The 16,629-nt window shown below is 46.2% G+C and carries 15 protein-coding genes; 7 read left to right on the top strand and 8 right to left on the bottom strand.

All coding sequences use genetic code 11. The features are described 5' to 3' along the window. Positions 1-332: 332 nt before the first annotated feature. From FHS57_RS03985 to FHS57_RS03965, 5 genes are all read right to left on the bottom strand, one after another. Positions 333-557, bottom strand: coding sequence for a ferredoxin (locus FHS57_RS03985; RefSeq protein WP_183971589.1), 225 nt, complete (start codon positions 555-557; stop codon positions 333-335). Next, a complete protein-coding gene (locus tag FHS57_RS03980; protein ID WP_183971588.1) occupies positions 550-1,797 on the bottom strand; it encodes a peptidase U32 family protein in 1,248 nt (415 codons plus the stop codon). The genes FHS57_RS03985 and FHS57_RS03980 overlap by 8 nt, the downstream gene beginning before the upstream one ends. 58 nt (positions 1,798-1,855) lie before the next feature. After that, a complete protein-coding gene (locus tag FHS57_RS03975; protein WP_183971587.1) occupies positions 1,856-3,118 on the bottom strand; it encodes an aspartyl protease family protein in 1,263 nt (420 codons plus the stop codon). A 139-nt stretch (positions 3,119-3,257) separates the two neighbouring features. Continuing rightward, positions 3,258-3,884 carry a response regulator transcription factor gene (locus FHS57_RS03970; protein WP_183971586.1) on the bottom strand — a complete coding sequence of 209 codons (627 nt, stop codon included), beginning with the start codon at positions 3,882-3,884 and terminating at the stop codon, positions 3,258-3,260. A gap of 29 nt (positions 3,885-3,913) precedes the next feature. Next, a complete protein-coding gene (locus FHS57_RS03965; protein WP_183971585.1) occupies positions 3,914-6,859 on the bottom strand; it encodes a sensor histidine kinase in 2,946 nt (981 codons plus the stop codon). Positions 6,860-7,128: 269 nt separating this feature from the next. Here FHS57_RS03965 and FHS57_RS03960 point away from each other — a divergent pair, with 269 nt between their 5' ends. Further along, a complete protein-coding gene (locus FHS57_RS03960; protein WP_183971584.1) occupies positions 7,129-8,376 on the top strand; it encodes an NAD(P)/FAD-dependent oxidoreductase in 1,248 nt (415 codons plus the stop codon). Positions 8,377-8,468: 92 nt separating this feature from the next. Here FHS57_RS03960 and FHS57_RS03955 read toward each other — a convergent pair whose 3' ends face one another. Continuing rightward, entirely contained in the window at positions 8,469-8,909 is a 441-nt protein-coding gene (locus FHS57_RS03955) for a DUF4890 domain-containing protein (protein WP_183971583.1), read from the bottom strand. A 370-nt stretch (positions 8,910-9,279) separates the two neighbouring features. Here FHS57_RS03955 and hisG point away from each other — a divergent pair, with 370 nt between their 5' ends. Genes hisG through FHS57_RS03930 form a run of 5 tightly spaced genes read left to right on the top strand, consistent with a single transcriptional unit; the run spans position 9,280 to position 13,844 of the window. Beyond that, complete coding sequence (hisG, locus tag FHS57_RS03950) at positions 9,280-10,134, top strand: ATP phosphoribosyltransferase (RefSeq protein WP_122934248.1); 855 nt, start codon at positions 9,280-9,282, stop codon at positions 10,132-10,134. A gap of 28 nt (positions 10,135-10,162) precedes the next feature. After that, positions 10,163-11,431 (top strand): histidinol dehydrogenase, encoded by a 1,269-nt coding sequence (gene hisD / locus FHS57_RS03945; protein ID WP_183971582.1) that lies wholly within the window; start codon positions 10,163-10,165, stop codon positions 11,429-11,431. A 59-nt stretch (positions 11,432-11,490) separates the two neighbouring features. Further along, positions 11,491-12,597 (top strand): histidinol-phosphate transaminase, encoded by a 1,107-nt coding sequence (hisC, locus tag FHS57_RS03940; RefSeq protein ID WP_183971581.1) that lies wholly within the window; start codon positions 11,491-11,493, stop codon positions 12,595-12,597. Positions 12,598-12,600: 3 nt separating this feature from the next. After that, positions 12,601-13,317: a DUF1003 domain-containing protein gene (locus tag FHS57_RS03935; RefSeq protein ID WP_183971580.1), complete on the top strand. Its 717-nt coding sequence runs from the start codon at positions 12,601-12,603 to the stop codon at positions 13,315-13,317. Further along, positions 13,314-13,844 (top strand): hypothetical protein, encoded by a 531-nt coding sequence (locus FHS57_RS03930; protein WP_183971579.1) that lies wholly within the window; start codon positions 13,314-13,316, stop codon positions 13,842-13,844. The genes FHS57_RS03935 and FHS57_RS03930 overlap by 4 nt, the downstream gene beginning before the upstream one ends. Before the next feature lie 185 nt (positions 13,845-14,029). On the opposite strand, the gene FHS57_RS03925 is transcribed toward FHS57_RS03930, so the two are convergent. Together FHS57_RS03925 and FHS57_RS03920 are read right to left on the bottom strand one after the other, a co-directional pair. Continuing rightward, positions 14,030-15,019, bottom strand: coding sequence for an NAD(P)H-dependent glycerol-3-phosphate dehydrogenase (locus tag FHS57_RS03925; RefSeq protein WP_183971578.1), 990 nt, complete (start codon positions 15,017-15,019; stop codon positions 14,030-14,032). Positions 15,020-15,101: 82 nt separating this feature from the next. Continuing rightward, complete coding sequence (locus tag FHS57_RS03920; RefSeq protein ID WP_122929408.1) at positions 15,102-15,227, bottom strand: FeoB-associated Cys-rich membrane protein; 126 nt, start codon at positions 15,225-15,227, stop codon at positions 15,102-15,104. 104 nt (positions 15,228-15,331) lie between these two features. On the opposite strand from FHS57_RS03920, the gene FHS57_RS03915 reads away from it, so the two are divergent. After that, positions 15,332-16,567, top strand: a complete 1,236-nt coding sequence (locus FHS57_RS03915; protein WP_183971577.1) for an MFS transporter — start codon at positions 15,332-15,334, stop codon at positions 16,565-16,567. Positions 16,568-16,629 lie beyond the last annotated feature (62 nt).

Here is a 16,629-nt window from a genome sequence, read left to right as displayed (position 1 = left end):
ATGATTATCAAAAGGCTTCTAGCCCAGTTTTTTCAACAAAAGGCTGGAAGCCTTGGAATAGGTAGCACGAGGCGGAGCCGCGCGCTATCGAAGAAACCTTCAAGAAGGGTCGGGTTGTGAGCAACCCGCCTCACGACGTCCGATGGCGCGAAGCTCCAGCCTCGTGATGATTATCAAAAGGCTTCTAGCCCAGTTTTTTCAACAAAAGGCTGGAAGCCTTGGAATAGGTAGCACGAGGCGGAGCCGCGCGCTATCGAAGAAGGAGCGGGTTGTGAGCATCCCTACTCACAGATACCTTCCCGAAAGTTCTGAAACTTTCGGGAAGGTGGGAATTACTGCAAAATCTGAATCACATTAACGGGACAAGCCGCGGCGGCTTGCTGATTTTGAGTGAGTTCGTCTTCCGAAAGTGAAATTTGATAAATCCCTTTTTTCTCTTTGGCTCCCAACAAAACGGCCTTACCGTCTTTTTTGGACATGCGCCAGCGCTCAAACGCAATCTCCACGCAGGCGTTGCAGCCAATGCAGCGGTTTCGGTAATGAAAGACTTTAAACATCGCTGCTCACTACTTTATAAAGTTTGTCTGAAGGTCTGATTTTTTCAGGAATACGAATCGCCACGGTGTGTCCTTTGATGGCTTTATCGACAGAAGCACCCGAATCGAGGCGAATTTCTTCGACAGTTGTCTCTACGTAGCCCGTTGTAGGGCCTGTTACGATGAGCTTATCGCCCACTTTCACGTCGTGGCTTTCGAGGACAAACTCCCCTACCCCTACTCGTTCAAAATACTTGACGCCCTTACCAATGTACAGTTTTTTCTGGGTAGCTACGGAACCGTATTGATTGCTCCATTCTCCCATTTTTCTTCCCAAATAATAGCCATCCCAAAAACCACGATTGTAAACACTGCTGAGGCGTTCTTTCCAATCTTCGATTTTTTCTGGGGAATAAGTGCCATTTTCGATGGCATACACGGCTTCGCGGTAACATTGGGTAGTGGTATAAACGTAGTCGGCAGCACGGCCACGTCCTTCAATCTTGAGTACGCTCACGCCTGCGTCAATGATTTTGTCCAAAAAGTCGATGGTACATAAATCTTTGGCCGACATGATGTATTCGTTGTCGATTTTGAGCTCAATGCCTTCTTCGTCAGTCACCACGTACTCACGACGGCAGTTTTGGATGCACGCACCGCGGTTGGCCGAGGCATTGTGGGAGTGCAAACTCAAATAACATTTGCCCGAAACGGCCATGCAAAGAGCGCCGTGGGCAAAAATCTCGACCTGCACCAACTGACCCGACGGCCCTGTGATTTGGTTACGATGAATGGTTTTGACGATGTCGCCCACTTGCTTGAGGGTAAGCTCGCGCGCCATCACCACCACGTCGGCGTAGTCGGCATAGAGTTCTACCGTTTCGATGTTGGTAATGTTCGATTGGGTCGAAATGTGCAACTCCATCCCTTTTTTACGGCAATAATTCATCACCGCCAAATCGGAAGCAATCACGGCCGTGATGCCCGCCTCTTTGGCTTGGTCGATGATACGACGCATGAGCGAAATGTCGTGGTCGTAAATAATCGTATTGAGCGTAATGTAACTTTTTACGTTGTGTTCTTTGCAGACGCGCGCCACTTCGGGCAAGTCATCTACGGTAAAATTATTGGTTTGACGGGCGCGCATATTGAGCTGTTCCACGCCAAAATAAACCGAATTAGCACCCGCTTTTATGCCTGCCATCATTGATTCCCACGAACCAGCAGGGGCCATTATTTCGATAGTTTGCTTTGTTGCCATTGGACAAAAATTGAAATCGTACAAATCGGCCACAAAGGTAACGTTTTTGTCGGTACCGTTAAATAACCCGTTTCAAGGCAAACTCTGCCACCACAAGGCGGCCATTACGCCGTACGACAAGTTGTACCTCCTTGCCTTCTTTTTGCTGAAATGTTCGATAAATCTCTGAAAGTGTGAGGGTTTGCACAGGTTCATGGTTAACTAACATCAATTGGTCTCCTATCTGAAGTCCCGCTTGGTGGGCAGGGGAGTTTTCGGTAATACTTTCGATAAAATAGTGACGAAAATCATTTCCTTTGGCCCTAATATCGATACCGCTCATGTCATGCTCAAATTTTTCGTTTAAAAATCGACGAACAGGTTTAAGAACGATGTAGCCTTCTTCGTAGTTGAACGTTACCTTAAAACGTCGCAAAAACTCTCCTCCGAGGTTCCCATGTCGTTGGGGAGATTTCGGAGAAAGTTTAATACCCAACGAACTGCTATCAGGGAAAGTCGCGAGTACGTCGTTGAGTTCATACTGGCCAATTCGGACTTTAGCCAGGCGCCCAATGTGTCCGTTGATTTCTCCTCCTAATCCTACTCCTAGTTGGGCTTTGATAACTTTCTGGGGCAGTTGGAGGTGCGAGGCGGCAGTATTGAGCATCAAGGCATGCCCTGCACCTGTATCCAATACCACCCGAATCGGCAGTTCTTGGTTATTGGAAAACACCGTGACGGCATCCAAGTAGGGTTTCGAGCGTTCGATGGTAATGGGCAATTTACTGCCTTTTTTGGGAGAATATTTATAATGTTGTGGGGTCGTTAGCGTAAGTTCACTCGTTTGGAAATCAATGGTAACCACAAATTTACTAAAAAGCTCATAGCCAAAAATACCGTGAATCTGCGTACCTACTAACTCAGAAAGCCGTAGCACATCATCATCCATCACCACGATGGTTTGCTTCAATCCCCGCATCTGTCCCATCACAAAGGTATTCCCGATGGTCACGTCAGCGCTGATAGGTTGTCCTCCGCCGATGCCCTCGATGGCCATTTTCCGAACCGATTTCATCCCGAGTTTTTGGGCAACGTCACTATTGGTGAGCATCATCGAACTTACCCCCGTATCTAAAATAAATCGTAAGGTGTCGGACGCATTGATCTTGACGGGCACGACAATCAAATTGGAATGTAATTCAAACGGAATACGGGTCGTCTTTCGACCGTGCAATAGGTGAAACCCGTGGACGTCTTCTTCTTTCTTGAGAGGTCTGGCCAAAGTACTGATACTCTGCACCAACAGTACACAACAAAGCAAGTAATAAGCGATAGATTTCATGGAAAGGAGGGTTTTTGGTGAACGAAAATTGGCTGTCATCTTTCCCATGAAATTACACAAAAAACAAAATCGGCGCATCCCCCCAAAATGGTGTTTTTTGGAAAAATGCCCCGATTTTTATCCCCCAAAAAAGGGGATTTTATATTAATTTGTCTTTGACCGCTTTTTTCAGCGCTTCTGTTTTGTTGGTGACGTGTAGTTTTTGGTAAATATTCCGAATGTGAGTTTTGACCGTTTCGACACTGATAAACAATTCATCGGCAATCGAATGGTAGGTTTTTCCTTTGGCCAAAAGCGTCAGAACGTCGGTTTCACGGTCAGAAAGTGGCGAATTCAAGTTTCTTTGAAAAGACTTTACCACCAACGAAGCAATCTTAGAACTCATCGGAGCCCCACCCGTCAGTACCTCGTCGATGGCGTTCAAAAGGCGAATGTGGTCGGTGTCTTTGGTCAAATACCCCGACGCGCCCGCACACAAAGCCTCAAACACAAGTTTGCTGTCTTCGTGTACACTAATCACCAAAATAGTGGTAGAAGGACGCTCGCGCAAAATGCGTTTGATGCCTTCAATGCCGTGCATCCCTGGCAGTTCGAGGTCAATCAAAACCAGCTCAGGCGCGTCTTTTCGCAGGTTTTTCAAGGCATCCAGGCAGTTGGTGTAGGTATTTACAACCCTAAACCGCTGTTGGCTTCCGATGATGAGCGCCAAGCCATCTTTGACCGCTTCGTTGTCTTCAATGACCGTAATTTTTGTAACGTTATTCATTATACGTATTTTGTTTAGGCCCCTTCTTTCTACCGAATTTTGGGGGAGGCTGTTTTGGTAGGAATCGTACCCGTCAGTGTCAGCGCTGTTCCCGAAGGAGAACGGGGCGCAATCGCGAGCGAGCAATGAATTTTTTCGGCACGTTGGCGCATGTTATTAAGCCCTTTGTGATACCCATCGGTGGGAAAAACAATCCCGCAACCATCATCTTCCAACGAAAAAGAAACGTTTTGCCCTTGAAGGGTTGCACAAAAGTAAATATTTTGGCATTGTGCATGTTTAATACAGTTGGTTAAAGCTTCTTTAAAAATCATAATAACCTGAATACTCCAACCTGGCGGTAAGGTTACATTTTCGAGCTCAAAAGGTATGGTGGTATTGGAATGAAACCGTATGGTGGTGTCCTGAAGAAGGTTTTCCCCAAAATCTTTGATGTACAAAACAAGCTCTTTTACGAGGTTGCTTTCGGGGTCAATCGCCCAAATAAAATCTTTAGTATCCCGAAATAACCGTACCACATTTTTCTCAATTTCGCCCACAATTCTTTTTTCTTCGTTGCCCGTTTCTCTGCTTTCGTACCTCAATTTAAGAACACTCGACTGCATCCGAATGGCCGCAAGTCGATTACCCAGTTCGTCATGAAAATCCTGCGCCAGCTGCACCCGAATAGCCGCCTCAGCTTCTTGCTTGAGCTTTTCATAGGCCAATACCCGCCGCGTACGGTACTGAATATAAAGCTGTTGGACTAAACCTACGGAGGCAATCAAAAGACTAATCACCAAGGCAATAAACCAAGAACGCTGATAAAAAGGCGGCACAATCTCAAACGCATACACGGCCGTTTCTCCCCAGCGATTATCCCCCAAAGATGCCCGAACGTTGAACCGATACTTGCCTGGATTCAGATGCGAATAAACAACACTGGTCTGCTCCGTAGGGCCCAGCCACGCTTCATCCTCGCCTTCGAGTTGGTATTGGTACCTGACAAGGTCAGGATGGCTGTGATTAATAGATATAAAACTGATTTTAAGCTGATTACGGGTATGTGGGAGCGACAACTCATTGGGTACGTTATACCAAGTGTCTTTACTTTTGGCAAATTGAACCAAGTTTGTCGTGTCAAACGGGGATTTCACTTCGGTAAAGTGGACTTTTGGGGTAGTTGGCAAACGGAGTTTTGGATTTTCACGGTAATGAAAAATTCCTTTGATGGTGCCAATCCAAAAGTCACCGTTCGGACTTACGTAAGCCGTATTGGCGTTGGTTTCACGGGCGGTAAATCCGTCGGTTTCGTTGAAGTGCCGAATAGAAGCAATGCGAAATTGCGCATCCAACGTCAAAAGGTCAATCCCCCGTTCTGTACCTATCCAAAGCCTTCCTTTTGGGTCAAAACTCGTATTGTAAATAAGGTTAGAACATAGCCCTTGCTTGACGGTAAAAAAGCGTTTTTGTTTGGTTTTTGGATCAAAAACAACCACGCCATCTTCAAAACTACCCAAAGCCAACAGCCCGTCGTAGCGCTGCGCCATACTTAACGCAGGAAATGAAGCCAGTTCATTATCGTACTGAAAATCAGAAACTTTACCATTACGAACAACATTCAAACCCCTTGGCCCCGCCGTCAACAGCTCGCCCGATTGCAACAGCAGCGTGCGCCGCACAAAACTGCCTTTGAGCCCTTCTTTGGAATGAAAATGCTGGAACGATTTTCCATCGTACAATAAAACGCCGTTTGAGGTGCTAATCCAAACCTCCTTCCCTTTACCTGCCTGCATAAACAGCGTAACACCTTGGGACGAGATATAGTCGTCGAGGGGAAAATATGTCACCTTATCGGTTTGCACTTTATAAACCCCTGGCCCCGCCAACCCTACCCACACATTCCCTTCATTATCAACGGATAAGCAATTAACCCTTTTGCGTTGAAGCGAAAGTGGAACGGGCAAAGGGCGGTTGGTTTGGGTGTCAACGATGTCTAAACCTCCATCAAAATAGCTTACCCACAGCCTCCCCGTGGGCGACAAAGCCAAAGAAGAAATCGTGTTCCCGTGCAAGCCAGTTTGTGTGTTAAGGCTCGTAAAAGCAGGGTTAGTGAACTTATACACGCCGTCGCCGTCGGTGGTAAACCAAAGATTTCCTTCACGGTCTTCGAGCAGTCCACGAACCATAAAGTTGGAAAAGCCATTGTCGGCATTAAACCGCAAGATGTTTCCTTGCTGATACCGCAATGCCCCCATCGAAAGCCCCATCCAAATACTACCGTCGGACGCTTCGGTCATTTCGTGGACAATGTCGTGGCTAATAGCGGTCAGTGCCGAAGATGTCTTTGCGTTTGTGGTAAACACCCCTTCGTCAGTACCTAGCCAAAGAAGCCCCTGATTATCAAAGAGAATACTTCGTAGTACCAACGCAGGTGAAAAATTATAGCGGCGAAATAACCCTTTGGGAGTTACCTCAAAAATCTCTCCGCTGTAGGTCGAAACCATGAGTTTTCCGTCGGGTGTCACCGACATATCACTAAAAAAAGAAGGTCGGTCGGAGCTGTTTTTTTTCAAAAATCGAAGACTATCCCCCAGTAGCAACCCCAATTGGCTAGCGTTACAAATGGCATAGACATTGCCTTTGGTGTCGCCAATGACCGACGAAACGGTGTAGGGTTCGCGGTCGGATGTCCGCACGGGGCGGGTACGTTGCCCATCGTAAATCGACAATCCAAAGGGTGTCCCCATGTACATGGTGCCCTTGGTGTCGATTTCGAGCGATAAAATATTGTTGGCGGGCAGGTTATCTTCTTTTCGGTAGGTCGTAAAATGCAAGCCATCAAAGCGCGAAAGCCCTCCTCCCCGAGTCGAAAGCCAAATATAGCCCAAGCGGTCTTGTTCGATGTCGGTGACTTGCGACTGCCCCAACCCCGAAAAGATGTCGTAGTGCTGAAAATGATATACCTGCGCTACGGATGTATGTACCACCCACATGACCCAAACGGATATAAGCCATCCGCAGGTCTTTGCTCGTCTGCTTAACATTTCACGACTGTCACATTAAAAATGAAGTGGACAAAAATACGATAAATCGACGGAAGACCAAGAGACGTATAAAATACCTTTTGTCGTTCTGACAAACGAAAAAACATAAAAGTCAATATTTCATTAAAAGTCGTCAAAAATCCTCCACCGAGCTGTCGATACTTGTTGTAATTTTGGCCATCCAACTTGGCAAGGAATACTACATAAAAAAGTTTACTATGAGCAACATTACGATTGTAGGCGGAGGCGTAAGCGGCCTTTTTTCGGCCTACTACCTCCAGCAAGCAGGCCACAAAGTCGCTATTATTGAACAGGGCAACTTCAGCGACGGCTGTTCGTTTGGCAACGCGGGGATGATTGTGCCGAGCCACATCGTACCTTTGGCACAACCTGGCATGATTGCTAAAGGGCTTCGCTGGATGCTCAAGTCAACAAGTCCATTTTACGTCAAACCAAGATTGAGCTGGGACTTAATGCGCTGGGGAATGTTGTTTTGGAAACATTCGACCGAAGAACACGTACAGCGCTCAATTCCTATTTTAAGAGACATGAGTTTGTTGAGTAAACAACTATTTCAAGAGCTCGCCGCTACCAACGAAGTAGATTTTGGGTGGCACGAGCGCGGGTTGTTGATGTTGTACAAAAACGCCGATACCGAACACGAAATGGCCGAAGAAGCCGCAATTGCCAACAAAGCAGGCATTGTAGCCGAAGTGCTCGACGGGCGCCAAGTGCAAAACCTTGAACCCGACGTGAAGGTGGACGTACGCGGGGGAGTCTATTATCCTGGCGATGCCCACATTACGCCTAATTTGCTCATCAAAAATTTGGTTGGCTACCTCCGAGCCAAAGGCGTCGCTTTCCACGAAAACCACGAAGTGACCGATTTTGAGAAAAATGGAAAAAAAATAACGGCTGTCCTGACCCGTACGGGAAAATTTGACGTAGAAGAACTGGTGATAGCCGCAGGAGCATGGTCGCCTGTATTGAGTGAAAAGTTGGGTATTTCGTTGCCCCTACAAGGCGGAAAAGGCTACAGTTTCATGCTAAAAAACAAAACCAACAATATCCACGTCCCAGCCATCATGTTGGAAGCACGCGCCACGGCCACACCGATGGGCAGCGATTTGCGTTTTGCGGGGACGCTCGAAGTGGCAGGAACGGATTTGAGTATAAATATGAACCGAGTGCGGGGAATTGTGCAGGGAATCAACAATTATTACCCCGAAATAGAAGTACAACTTCCTGAAAAAGAAAAGGTTTGGAGTGGACTACGTCCGTGTTCACCCGACGGAATTCCGTACGTGGGTCGAGTCGAGCACTTTAATAACCTTACCCTCGCCACGGGCCACGGCATGATGGGAATTAGCCTTGGGCCTGCCACTGGGAAGCTAGTGTCGGAGATAGTGACCCATGAACCTACCAGTATGAACATGCAACCTTTTGCACCGTTACGTTTTTCTTAGAAGTAAAACCTCCCGAAAGTTTTGAAACTAACCTCCCGAAAGTTTCAGCCTAACCTCCCGAAAGTTTTGAACTTTCGGGAGGTTGAAGCCGATTAATTATTTGTATGAGGCATTGATTTTTTCTTCTCCAAATAAAGCGCCCACTGCTCAGGGGTCAGAATCTTTTGATACTTGGCTTCGCGTTCGGTCCACCACGTATCTACCAATTTACGAATATCCTGCAACTCTTGCTGCGTTGGACGTGTATTAGCGTGGGTTTTCATAAACGCCTCTTGATAGTCCATCATCCGCAAACAATAATCCAAATTCACCGTTTCGACCGAAATCTCTTGGTCTTCGTTTAATTTCAGTTTTTTCTTCATCCATTTGGTTTGGTCTTCGGCCATTTTGTCCGAAGTAAGCGCCTTTGGAGGTGGATTCGGTGTTTGAGGAAGTCGGCCACCGTAGCCTCCTCGCCCGTAGCCGCCGTAACCATACTGCGCCATTGAACTAACACTTACAAATAGCAGCGCAACGAGAAAAAAAAGCTTCATGTTCATCGTAATCGTTTTTATAAAAAGTGACTGATAAAGTACTTGTATCAATTGATTTCCAAAAATAAATCGAAAAAACAAACCCACCACATTTCTTGCGCAATTTCTCAAAATGGCGTGTTTTTAAACTGCTACTGTCTTTTTTTGTACAAATCCTTGACAATCCTGCCTGACCGTCCTACATTTGTGGCATCAATTTGTACAATTCTTCGTGAAAACACAGAACTACGCCTTTTTTCGACATCGTCACTTCCACGCCTGCGGGCGAGCGTAGAACCTTTTTAGTTAAGTTTTTCACATTTTTCAATGGTCTCGTGGTTGTCTTGAAGACGAAATGGAACCTACACCCACTGTTAAACACAAACAATTCATGTTACGTATTGCCATTCAAAAATCGGGACGTTTGAGCGACGATTCCATTAAGTTATTTAAAGAATGTGGTATCCGTTTTGAAAGCGGTTCGACGGGTAAACTCAAATCTCTTTCGACCAATTTCCCTGCGGAGTTTCTTTTTCTTCGCGACGATGATATCCCAGGTTACGTGGAAGACGGCGTTGCTGACTTGGGTATTGTGGGCGAAAACGTACTCGTTGAGTCGAGCAAAAACGTACGTGTCGTTCACCAATTAGGCTTCTCAAAGTGCCGCCTCTCGTTGGCGATTCCGCGCAGTACGCAGTGGAACGGTGTGCAAGACCTTCAGGGACGCGGTATTGCGACTTCTTATCCACGGATTTTAGGAAATTATCTCCAAGAACACGGCGTAGAAGCCGAAATCCACGAAATCAGTGGCTCAGTCGAAATCGCGCCAAGTATCGGTTTGGCCGATGCCGTTTGTGACATCGTTAGCTCAGGTAGCACGCTGTTGAGCAATGGTTTGAAAGAAGTAGAAGTAATTTTCAAATCAGAGGCCGTGTTGATTGGAAGCAATCAATTATCGAACGAAAAACAAGTAATTTTGGAAAGCCTCTTGTTCCGAATCAATGCCGTTCAAGCAGCACAAAGCAATAAATACATTGTTCTTAATAGTCCCGTTGAAGCCATTGACCAAATTGCGGCTTTGCTTCCAGGCATGAAAGCCCCCACCGTAGTACCTTTGAAAACGGAAGGATGGGTGTCGTTACATTCGGTGATTAATGAAAACGATTTTTGGACCAACATCGTCAAAATCCGCGAAGCAGGCGCTGAGGGAATCTTGGTTATTCCGATTGAAAAGATGGTTTACTAACAAGTTTCAAAACGAGTTATCTGTCACTATGCAAATTATTCCTTTTCCTAAAAAATCAGACTGGCCTGCTTTGTTGGCACGACCAACGCAAAGCATTGCCAATATTGAGAAAGCCGTAGCGCCTATTTTGGAGAAAGTCCGTAGCGAGGGCGACGCCGCCATTCGTGCATTGACGTTACAGTTTGATAAAATTAAACTTGGGGAGATTGCCATGCCCCAAGCTACTATCGACGCTGCCGAAGCAGCCCTCTCGGAAGAGTTAAAAGCGGCGATTCGCCAAGCGTACCAAAACATCCGCACCTTTCACGAGGCGCAACACCAACCCGTGCAGAAAATCGAAACGATGCCAGGCGTTACGTGTTGGCGTAAAAGCGTGGGGATTGATAAAGTAGGCTTGTACATTCCAGGTGGGTCAGCGCCTTTGTTTAGTACGGTGCTGATGCTGGGGGTACCTGCCCAATTGGCAGGCTGCCGCGAAGTCGTTCTTTGTACGCCAAGCGACCACCCTGCAATCTTGTACGCGGCTCAATTGGTCGGCGTAACAAAGATATTTCGCGTAGGTGGCGCACAAGCTATTGCGGCGATGGCCTACGGAACAGAGTCAGTACCAAAGGTGTATAAAATCTTTGGCCCAGGTAACCAATACGTGACAGCCGCCAAAATGTTATTGGCCAAAGAGGGCGTGGCGATAGACATGCCTGCGGGGCCGTCGGAGGTAGCGGTGTATGCCGATGCTACCGCATTGCCGTCGTTTGTTGCGGCCGATTTGCTCTCGCAAGCCGAGCACGGTGCCGACAGCCAAGTATTGTTGGTATCGACGGACAAAAAGTTTTTGGCCGCCGTCAATCTTACTTTATCGACACAGTTGGAAGCCCTACCGCGCAAAGAACTGGCGCGCCAAGCAATTGAGAACAGCAAGGCGATTTTGGTCGAAACCCAAGAAGAAGCCATTGAATTGCTGAACGAATACGCGGCGGAGCACTTGATTTTGAGCGTCGAAAATGCCGAGGCGGTTAGCGAACAGATTTACAACGCAGGCTCGATTTTTTTAGGAAATTATACTCCCGAATCGTGTGGTGATTATGCGTCGGGTACGAACCATACCTTGCCAACCAACGGTCACGCGCGGGCGTACAGCGGGGTGTCGCTAGATAGTTTTGTGAAAAAGATTACGATTCAGCACATTACCCCCGAAGGGCTTAAAGAACTTGGCCCAACCGTGGAAGCCATGGCCGAAGCGGAGTCGCTCCAAGCGCACAAACGCGCCGTGAGTCTTCGATTGAGTAGTTTGAAGTAATGCCCAGTTATATCATATTTACGAATTTCAACTAAGTGGACAACCACTTTTTAAATACAATGACATTTGATTTAGCTTCGATTCTTCGTCCACACATTTTGAATTTGGTCCCCTATTCCTCGGCGCGCGATGAATATACGGGCAAAGAGGGTGTGTTTTTGGATGCCAACGAAAACCCGTATCAATCGGTGAACGGGCAGCAATGGAATCGCTACCCTGACCCGTACCAATGGGCTATCAAAGAAAAATTGGCCCCTATCAAAGGGGTCCGTCCTAGTCAAATTTTCTTAGGGAATGGCTCTGACGAACCGATAGATTTGCTCGTTCGGGCTACTTGCACCCCGCGTGAAGACAATATCCTTATCATGCCGCCTACGTATGGCATGTATCAGGTGAGCGCTGATATCAATGATGTTCCCATTGTTAAGGTACCTCTGACGCCTGATTTTCAAATTGATACCGAAAAAGTGTTGGCAGCCGTTACGCCAAAGACCAAAATTATTTGGATTTGTTCCCCCAACAACCCTAGCGGGAATTTAGTAAAACGAGAAGCTATTTTGACCATTCTAACCAATTTTTCAGGGTTAGTCGTGGTGGATGAAGCATATATTGATTTTGCTGAACTTCCCGAAAGTTCAGAACCTCCCGAAAGTTCAGAACTTTCGGGAAGTTTGACAGCCTCTTTTACCAACGAATTGGACAATTACCCCAATCTTATCGTACTTCAAACGTTTTCTAAAGCGTGGGGTTTGGCTTCGCTGCGTTTAGGAATGTGCTTTGCGTCGGAAGAAATCATCAAAGTTTTGAACAAAATCAAACCTCCTTACAACCTCAGTGGGGCTACTCAGGCGATTTTATTGGAAGCCCTCGATTTTGTAGAAACCAAGAATCAGCTAGTAAAAGATATTTTGGTTGAAAGAGAGAGGTTAGCGCAGGAGTTGGTTGTCATACCTACAGTGAAGCACATTTATCCGTCGGATGCTAACTTTTTATTGGTAAAATTTGAGAAAGCTAAACAGCTCTTTGATGATTTAATTAAACAAAAAATTATCGTCCGCGACCGCTCTAAAGTAACCCTTTGCGAAGATTGCTTACGCATAACGGTTGGGACAAGCGAGGAAAATAATGTACTATTGGAAGCGTTAAAAAAACTAAGCGAACAATAATCCATGGAAGAATTTGTCAGTGATGTATCAAAACAATCGTTCCCAATTTCCGACAAAGTCGTGGGAGGATACATTACAGGTTCGCTGTACGAATTCATCCGTTCTGAACATCCCGACTTTAGCAAAAACAGTTCGCTGTCCATTGCCGAGCTAAACGAATTGCGGCAAAAGTACATTTCGAGTTGTTTGATGAAGGATGGGCAGAAGTTGTCGAAGCTACAAAAGGACTTTACCAAGTCGTTACACAAGCTTCAAAGTCTGACAAAAACGGTAGAAGAGACTGACTTTTCGGATTTGACATTGGGGCAGCGCATTGCCGATAAAGTAGCTACGTTTGGCGGAAGTTGGACATTTATTCTTTCATTTGCTTTTTTTATCACTGTATGGATAAGTGTAAATATATGGGTGTTAGCCTCCAAACCATTTGACCCGTATCCATTTATTTTGTTAAACTTGCTGCTGTCGTGTTTGGCCGCCTTACAAGCTCCTGTGATTATGATGAGCCAAAATCGACAGGAAGAAAAAGACCGAGAGCGGGCTAAAAAAGACTTTTTGATCAATCTCAAGTCTGAGTTAGAAATCAGGTTGTTGCACGAAAAAGTTGACCATCTGATTATGCACCAGCAACAAGATTTGCTTGAGATTCAGAAAATTCAAGTCGAAATGATGGATAGTATTATCCAGAAAATAGAGCATATCAACAAAACTTCAAACCCATGAAAAAAGCCATTATTACGCTCATCTTTGTTCAATGCATTGCGTTTGCCTCGCAAGCACAATACAACAATTGGGCCATTGGATTTCAACTAGTTGAACCATCTGGACTTAACGTCCGAAAGTACTATGGCGACAACAAGGCGTTGGATGTTTCGTTTGGAACGTATGGACTTTTCTACGGTCGCGACCGCAAATACCGTAAAGGTTTTTACCAAAATGCGGGCTTTTCGTTGCGCGTAAATCACCTTTGGCATACGGCTTTATTCAAAAAAGAACAACTCAGAGCGTATTACGGATTTGGTGGGCAAATCAACTCTCGCCGCTATTATTTTGACTCTAGAAATTCACCAGGTACAAAAGAATTCACGAATTCCATTTCTTTAGGGGGCTCAGGCTTGGCAGGAGCAGAATATTTTGTTTCCAATAGCCCATTGTCTTGCTTTTTAGAAACAGGGCTTTACGTCGAACTGGTTCCAGGAATCTTTTTTGTACATCCTCAAGCAAGTTTGGGCGTACGGTTCAATTTTTAATCTTCCGTCTGACTGTCGTCTGACGGAGTCACCTTGGTCAGACGATAGTCAGACCAAGACCTTATCTAACAAACCTAAAAGTTAACTTTCCGTCTGACTGTCGTCTGACGGAGTCACCTTGGTCAGACGATAGTCAGACCAAAAACTTGCCTGATAGCCTCCTGCGGGTCTGACTATCGTCTGACCTAACGGAGGCGGAGTTTAAGCTTGGCTATTTCTGAAGCGGGCGCTTCTCGTTCGTATAAAATCTTGTACGTAGCTTCTGTTATCGGCATTTCTACGCCGTATTGTTTATTCATTTCGTAAATGCTATTGACCGCATAATAGCCCTCAGCAATCATTTTCATCTCCATTTGCGCAGATTGCACACTGTAACCACGTCCAATCATGTTGCCAAAAGTACGGTTACGGCTAAATTGTGAATACGCCGTTACGAGCAAATCTCCCAAGTAAGCCGATGCACTCAAATCACGTTCGCGCGGGTCAACGGCATCGACAAACCGTTTGATTTCTTGCATGGCATTAGAAACCATAACGGCTTGAAAATTATCGCCGTAGCCTAAACCATGACTTATTCCACAGGCCAATGCCACGATATTTTTCATCACAGCGGCATATTCTACGCCGTACAGGTCCGCGAGAGGGTTCGCCGTCACGAAGGAACAACTCATGAGCTGGGCAAAATCAGCAGCACAGGCTTCGTGGGTTGACGCAATGGTCAAATAGGATTGCTTCTCTAAAGCCACTTCTTCGGCATGACAAGGCCCCGCAATAACGCACATTTGATCAATCGGAACGTGAAAATGCTCTTCTACCCAATCAGTTACCAAAATATGACGCTGAGGAATCATTCCCTTGATGGCCGAAACGACTCTTTTTCCTTCAAAGTGTTTGGGGGTCAGTGCCGCTAGGGGTTCTTGGACAAAAGCGGCAGGAATCGCCAAAATAACGTAGTCTGCGCCATTGAGGGCGTCGGTTATTTTGGTAAATGTCTTCACTTTACGCGGACTAAGGCGTACATCGCGCAGATAATCAGGGTTGTAGTGGTGCTTTCGGATGTGTTCAACGGCCGCACGGTCGCGAAGCCACCAACGAATTGAGACGTTGTTTTCAGAAAGAATTTTAATAATAGCGGTGGCCCAACTGCCTCCACCTATTACGGCGATTGATGTCATTTTTGGGGTATTGGTTCCTTCGTTTGTGGCACAAACTTGCGAAAAAACTCGCAGCTTTGCACGGTTATCCCCAACTTTCTGCCTACTTCTCGCAGCCGCACCCCTTGGCACATCCCGACTTTTTGGGACTGAGTTCTTTACGGATTCGATTTCCGACGTATCCTACCGCACCGATAAAAAGCAACCCAATCAAGATCGTTTCAAGCATGGCGTTCTCGTTATTAGTTTTGAAGAAAATGGTTTAAATAACTTTCGTAAAAAACGCCTTTTTGCGTAATTGCGTTCCAGACGACCCTTTTGAACCTAACTTTTATGAAAACTCCTACTTCGGAAGCTGTTTCGCTTCGCCCTCTTGTAAGCTTACCCGTGATTGTGGCCGCTTTGGGCTATTTTGTGGATGTATATGACTTATTGGTCTTCAACATTGTACGCGTACCTAGTCTCAAAGACATGGGGCTTTCACCCGAAGAGGTGTCGCTCTTGGGCGGAAAAATCTACAATTGGCAGCAAGCAGGACTCCTTGTTGGTGGAATTTTGTGGGGAATTTTGGCCGACAAACGGGGGCGTTTATCCGTTTTGTTTGGCTCGATTATCATGTATTCCTTCGCCAATATTCTGTGCGGCTTTGTGCAATCGCCCGATGTCTATGCCCTGTTACGTTTTGTAGCAGGCGTTGGGTTGGCGGGGGAGCTTGGGGCAGGACTTACCTTAGTCGCCGAAATTTTACCCCAACGGCTACGTGGTTATGGTTCGTCGATTGTGGCGAGCGTGGGGCTATTGGGAGCCGTTGTCGCCTTCTTGACCAATAATCTATTCGACTGGCGAACTACCTATTTTGTGGGTGGTGGCTTGGGACTGGTACTGCTGCTTATGCGGGTAGGATTATTGGAATCGGGCATGTTTGAAAAAGCCAAAGTCTTACCCTCAAAGCGAGGAAGCCTGTTGTCATTTTTCACCGATGGCCCACGTTTTTGGAAGTATATGCGCTGCATTGGTGTGGGTGTACCTACCTATTTTGTGATTGGCATCATGGCTACTTACGGAAATGAATTTGGGGCGGCGTTGGGAGTTCAGCCCGACATTGTAGCAGGAAAATGCGTCATGTACGTGTTTATTGGAACGGTCATTGGCGATATGTTCAGTGGCATACTAAGTCAATGGCTTCAATCGCGCAAGAAAGCGATTGGCGTAATGACGACCATGACCCTCGTTGGCATCACGGTGTATCTGTATGGCGGTATCCAAACGGCCAGTTCTTTCTATGCACTTTGTGGCGTACTTGGCTTTTCTATTGGTTACATTGCCATGTTTCTGACCGCAACGGCCGAAAGTTTTGGTACAAACCTTAGAGCGACGGCCACTTCAACCGTTGCTAATTTTGTGCGAGCTACTACTTTACTGACGTTACCCTTGTTTCAAACGCTTAAACCTAGTTTAGGAGTTATAACAGCGGGAGCGTTGGTAGCGGCGCTTTGCTTCTTGATTGGGTATATTTCTTTATACTTCATGGAAGAAACCTTTCACAAGAACCTGGATTACGTTGAATAAAAAATTGGGCGAGCCACTAATGGCTCACCCAACTGTTTTCTGGCTGTTTTCAGTAATTGAGC

Origin of the sequence: Runella defluvii, from assembly GCF_014195535.1 — a bacterium.
GTDB lineage: Bacteria > Bacteroidota > Bacteroidia > Cytophagales > Spirosomataceae > Runella > Runella defluvii.
This window is presented reverse-complemented; position numbering and strand designations above follow the sequence as displayed.

Excerpts from the sequence above, each read along its gene's own strand:
- FHS57_RS03985 (WP_183971589.1), bottom strand. The coding sequence starts at position 557 with ATGTTTAAAGTCTTTCATTACCGAAACCGCTGCATTGGCTGCAACGCC.
- FHS57_RS03980 (WP_183971588.1), bottom strand. The coding sequence starts at position 1,797 with ATGGCAACAAAGCAAACTATCGAAATAATGGCCCCTGCTGGTTCGTGG.
- FHS57_RS03975 (WP_183971587.1), bottom strand. The coding sequence starts at position 3,118 with ATGAAATCTATCGCTTATTACTTGCTTTGTTGTGTACTGTTGGTGCAG.
- FHS57_RS03970 (WP_183971586.1), bottom strand. The coding sequence starts at position 3,884 with ATGAATAACGTTACAAAAATTACGGTCATTGAAGACAACGAAGCGGTC.
- FHS57_RS03965 (WP_183971585.1), bottom strand. The coding sequence starts at position 6,859 with ATGTGGGTGGTACATACATCCGTAGCGCAGGTATATCATTTTCAGCAC.
- FHS57_RS03960 (WP_183971584.1), top strand. The coding sequence starts at position 7,129 with ATGAGCAACATTACGATTGTAGGCGGAGGCGTAAGCGGCCTTTTTTCG.
- FHS57_RS03955 (WP_183971583.1), bottom strand. The coding sequence starts at position 8,909 with ATGAAGCTTTTTTTTCTCGTTGCGCTGCTATTTGTAAGTGTTAGTTCA.
- hisG (WP_122934248.1), top strand. The coding sequence starts at position 9,280 with ATGTTACGTATTGCCATTCAAAAATCGGGACGTTTGAGCGACGATTCC.
- hisD (WP_183971582.1), top strand. The coding sequence starts at position 10,163 with ATGCAAATTATTCCTTTTCCTAAAAAATCAGACTGGCCTGCTTTGTTG.
- hisC (WP_183971581.1), top strand. The coding sequence starts at position 11,491 with ATGACATTTGATTTAGCTTCGATTCTTCGTCCACACATTTTGAATTTG.
- FHS57_RS03935 (WP_183971580.1), top strand. The coding sequence starts at position 12,601 with ATGGAAGAATTTGTCAGTGATGTATCAAAACAATCGTTCCCAATTTCC.
- FHS57_RS03930 (WP_183971579.1), top strand. The coding sequence starts at position 13,314 with ATGAAAAAAGCCATTATTACGCTCATCTTTGTTCAATGCATTGCGTTT.
- FHS57_RS03925 (WP_183971578.1), bottom strand. The coding sequence starts at position 15,019 with ATGACATCAATCGCCGTAATAGGTGGAGGCAGTTGGGCCACCGCTATT.
- FHS57_RS03920 (WP_122929408.1), bottom strand. The coding sequence starts at position 15,227 with ATGCTTGAAACGATCTTGATTGGGTTGCTTTTTATCGGTGCGGTAGGA.
- FHS57_RS03915 (WP_183971577.1), top strand. The coding sequence starts at position 15,332 with ATGAAAACTCCTACTTCGGAAGCTGTTTCGCTTCGCCCTCTTGTAAGC.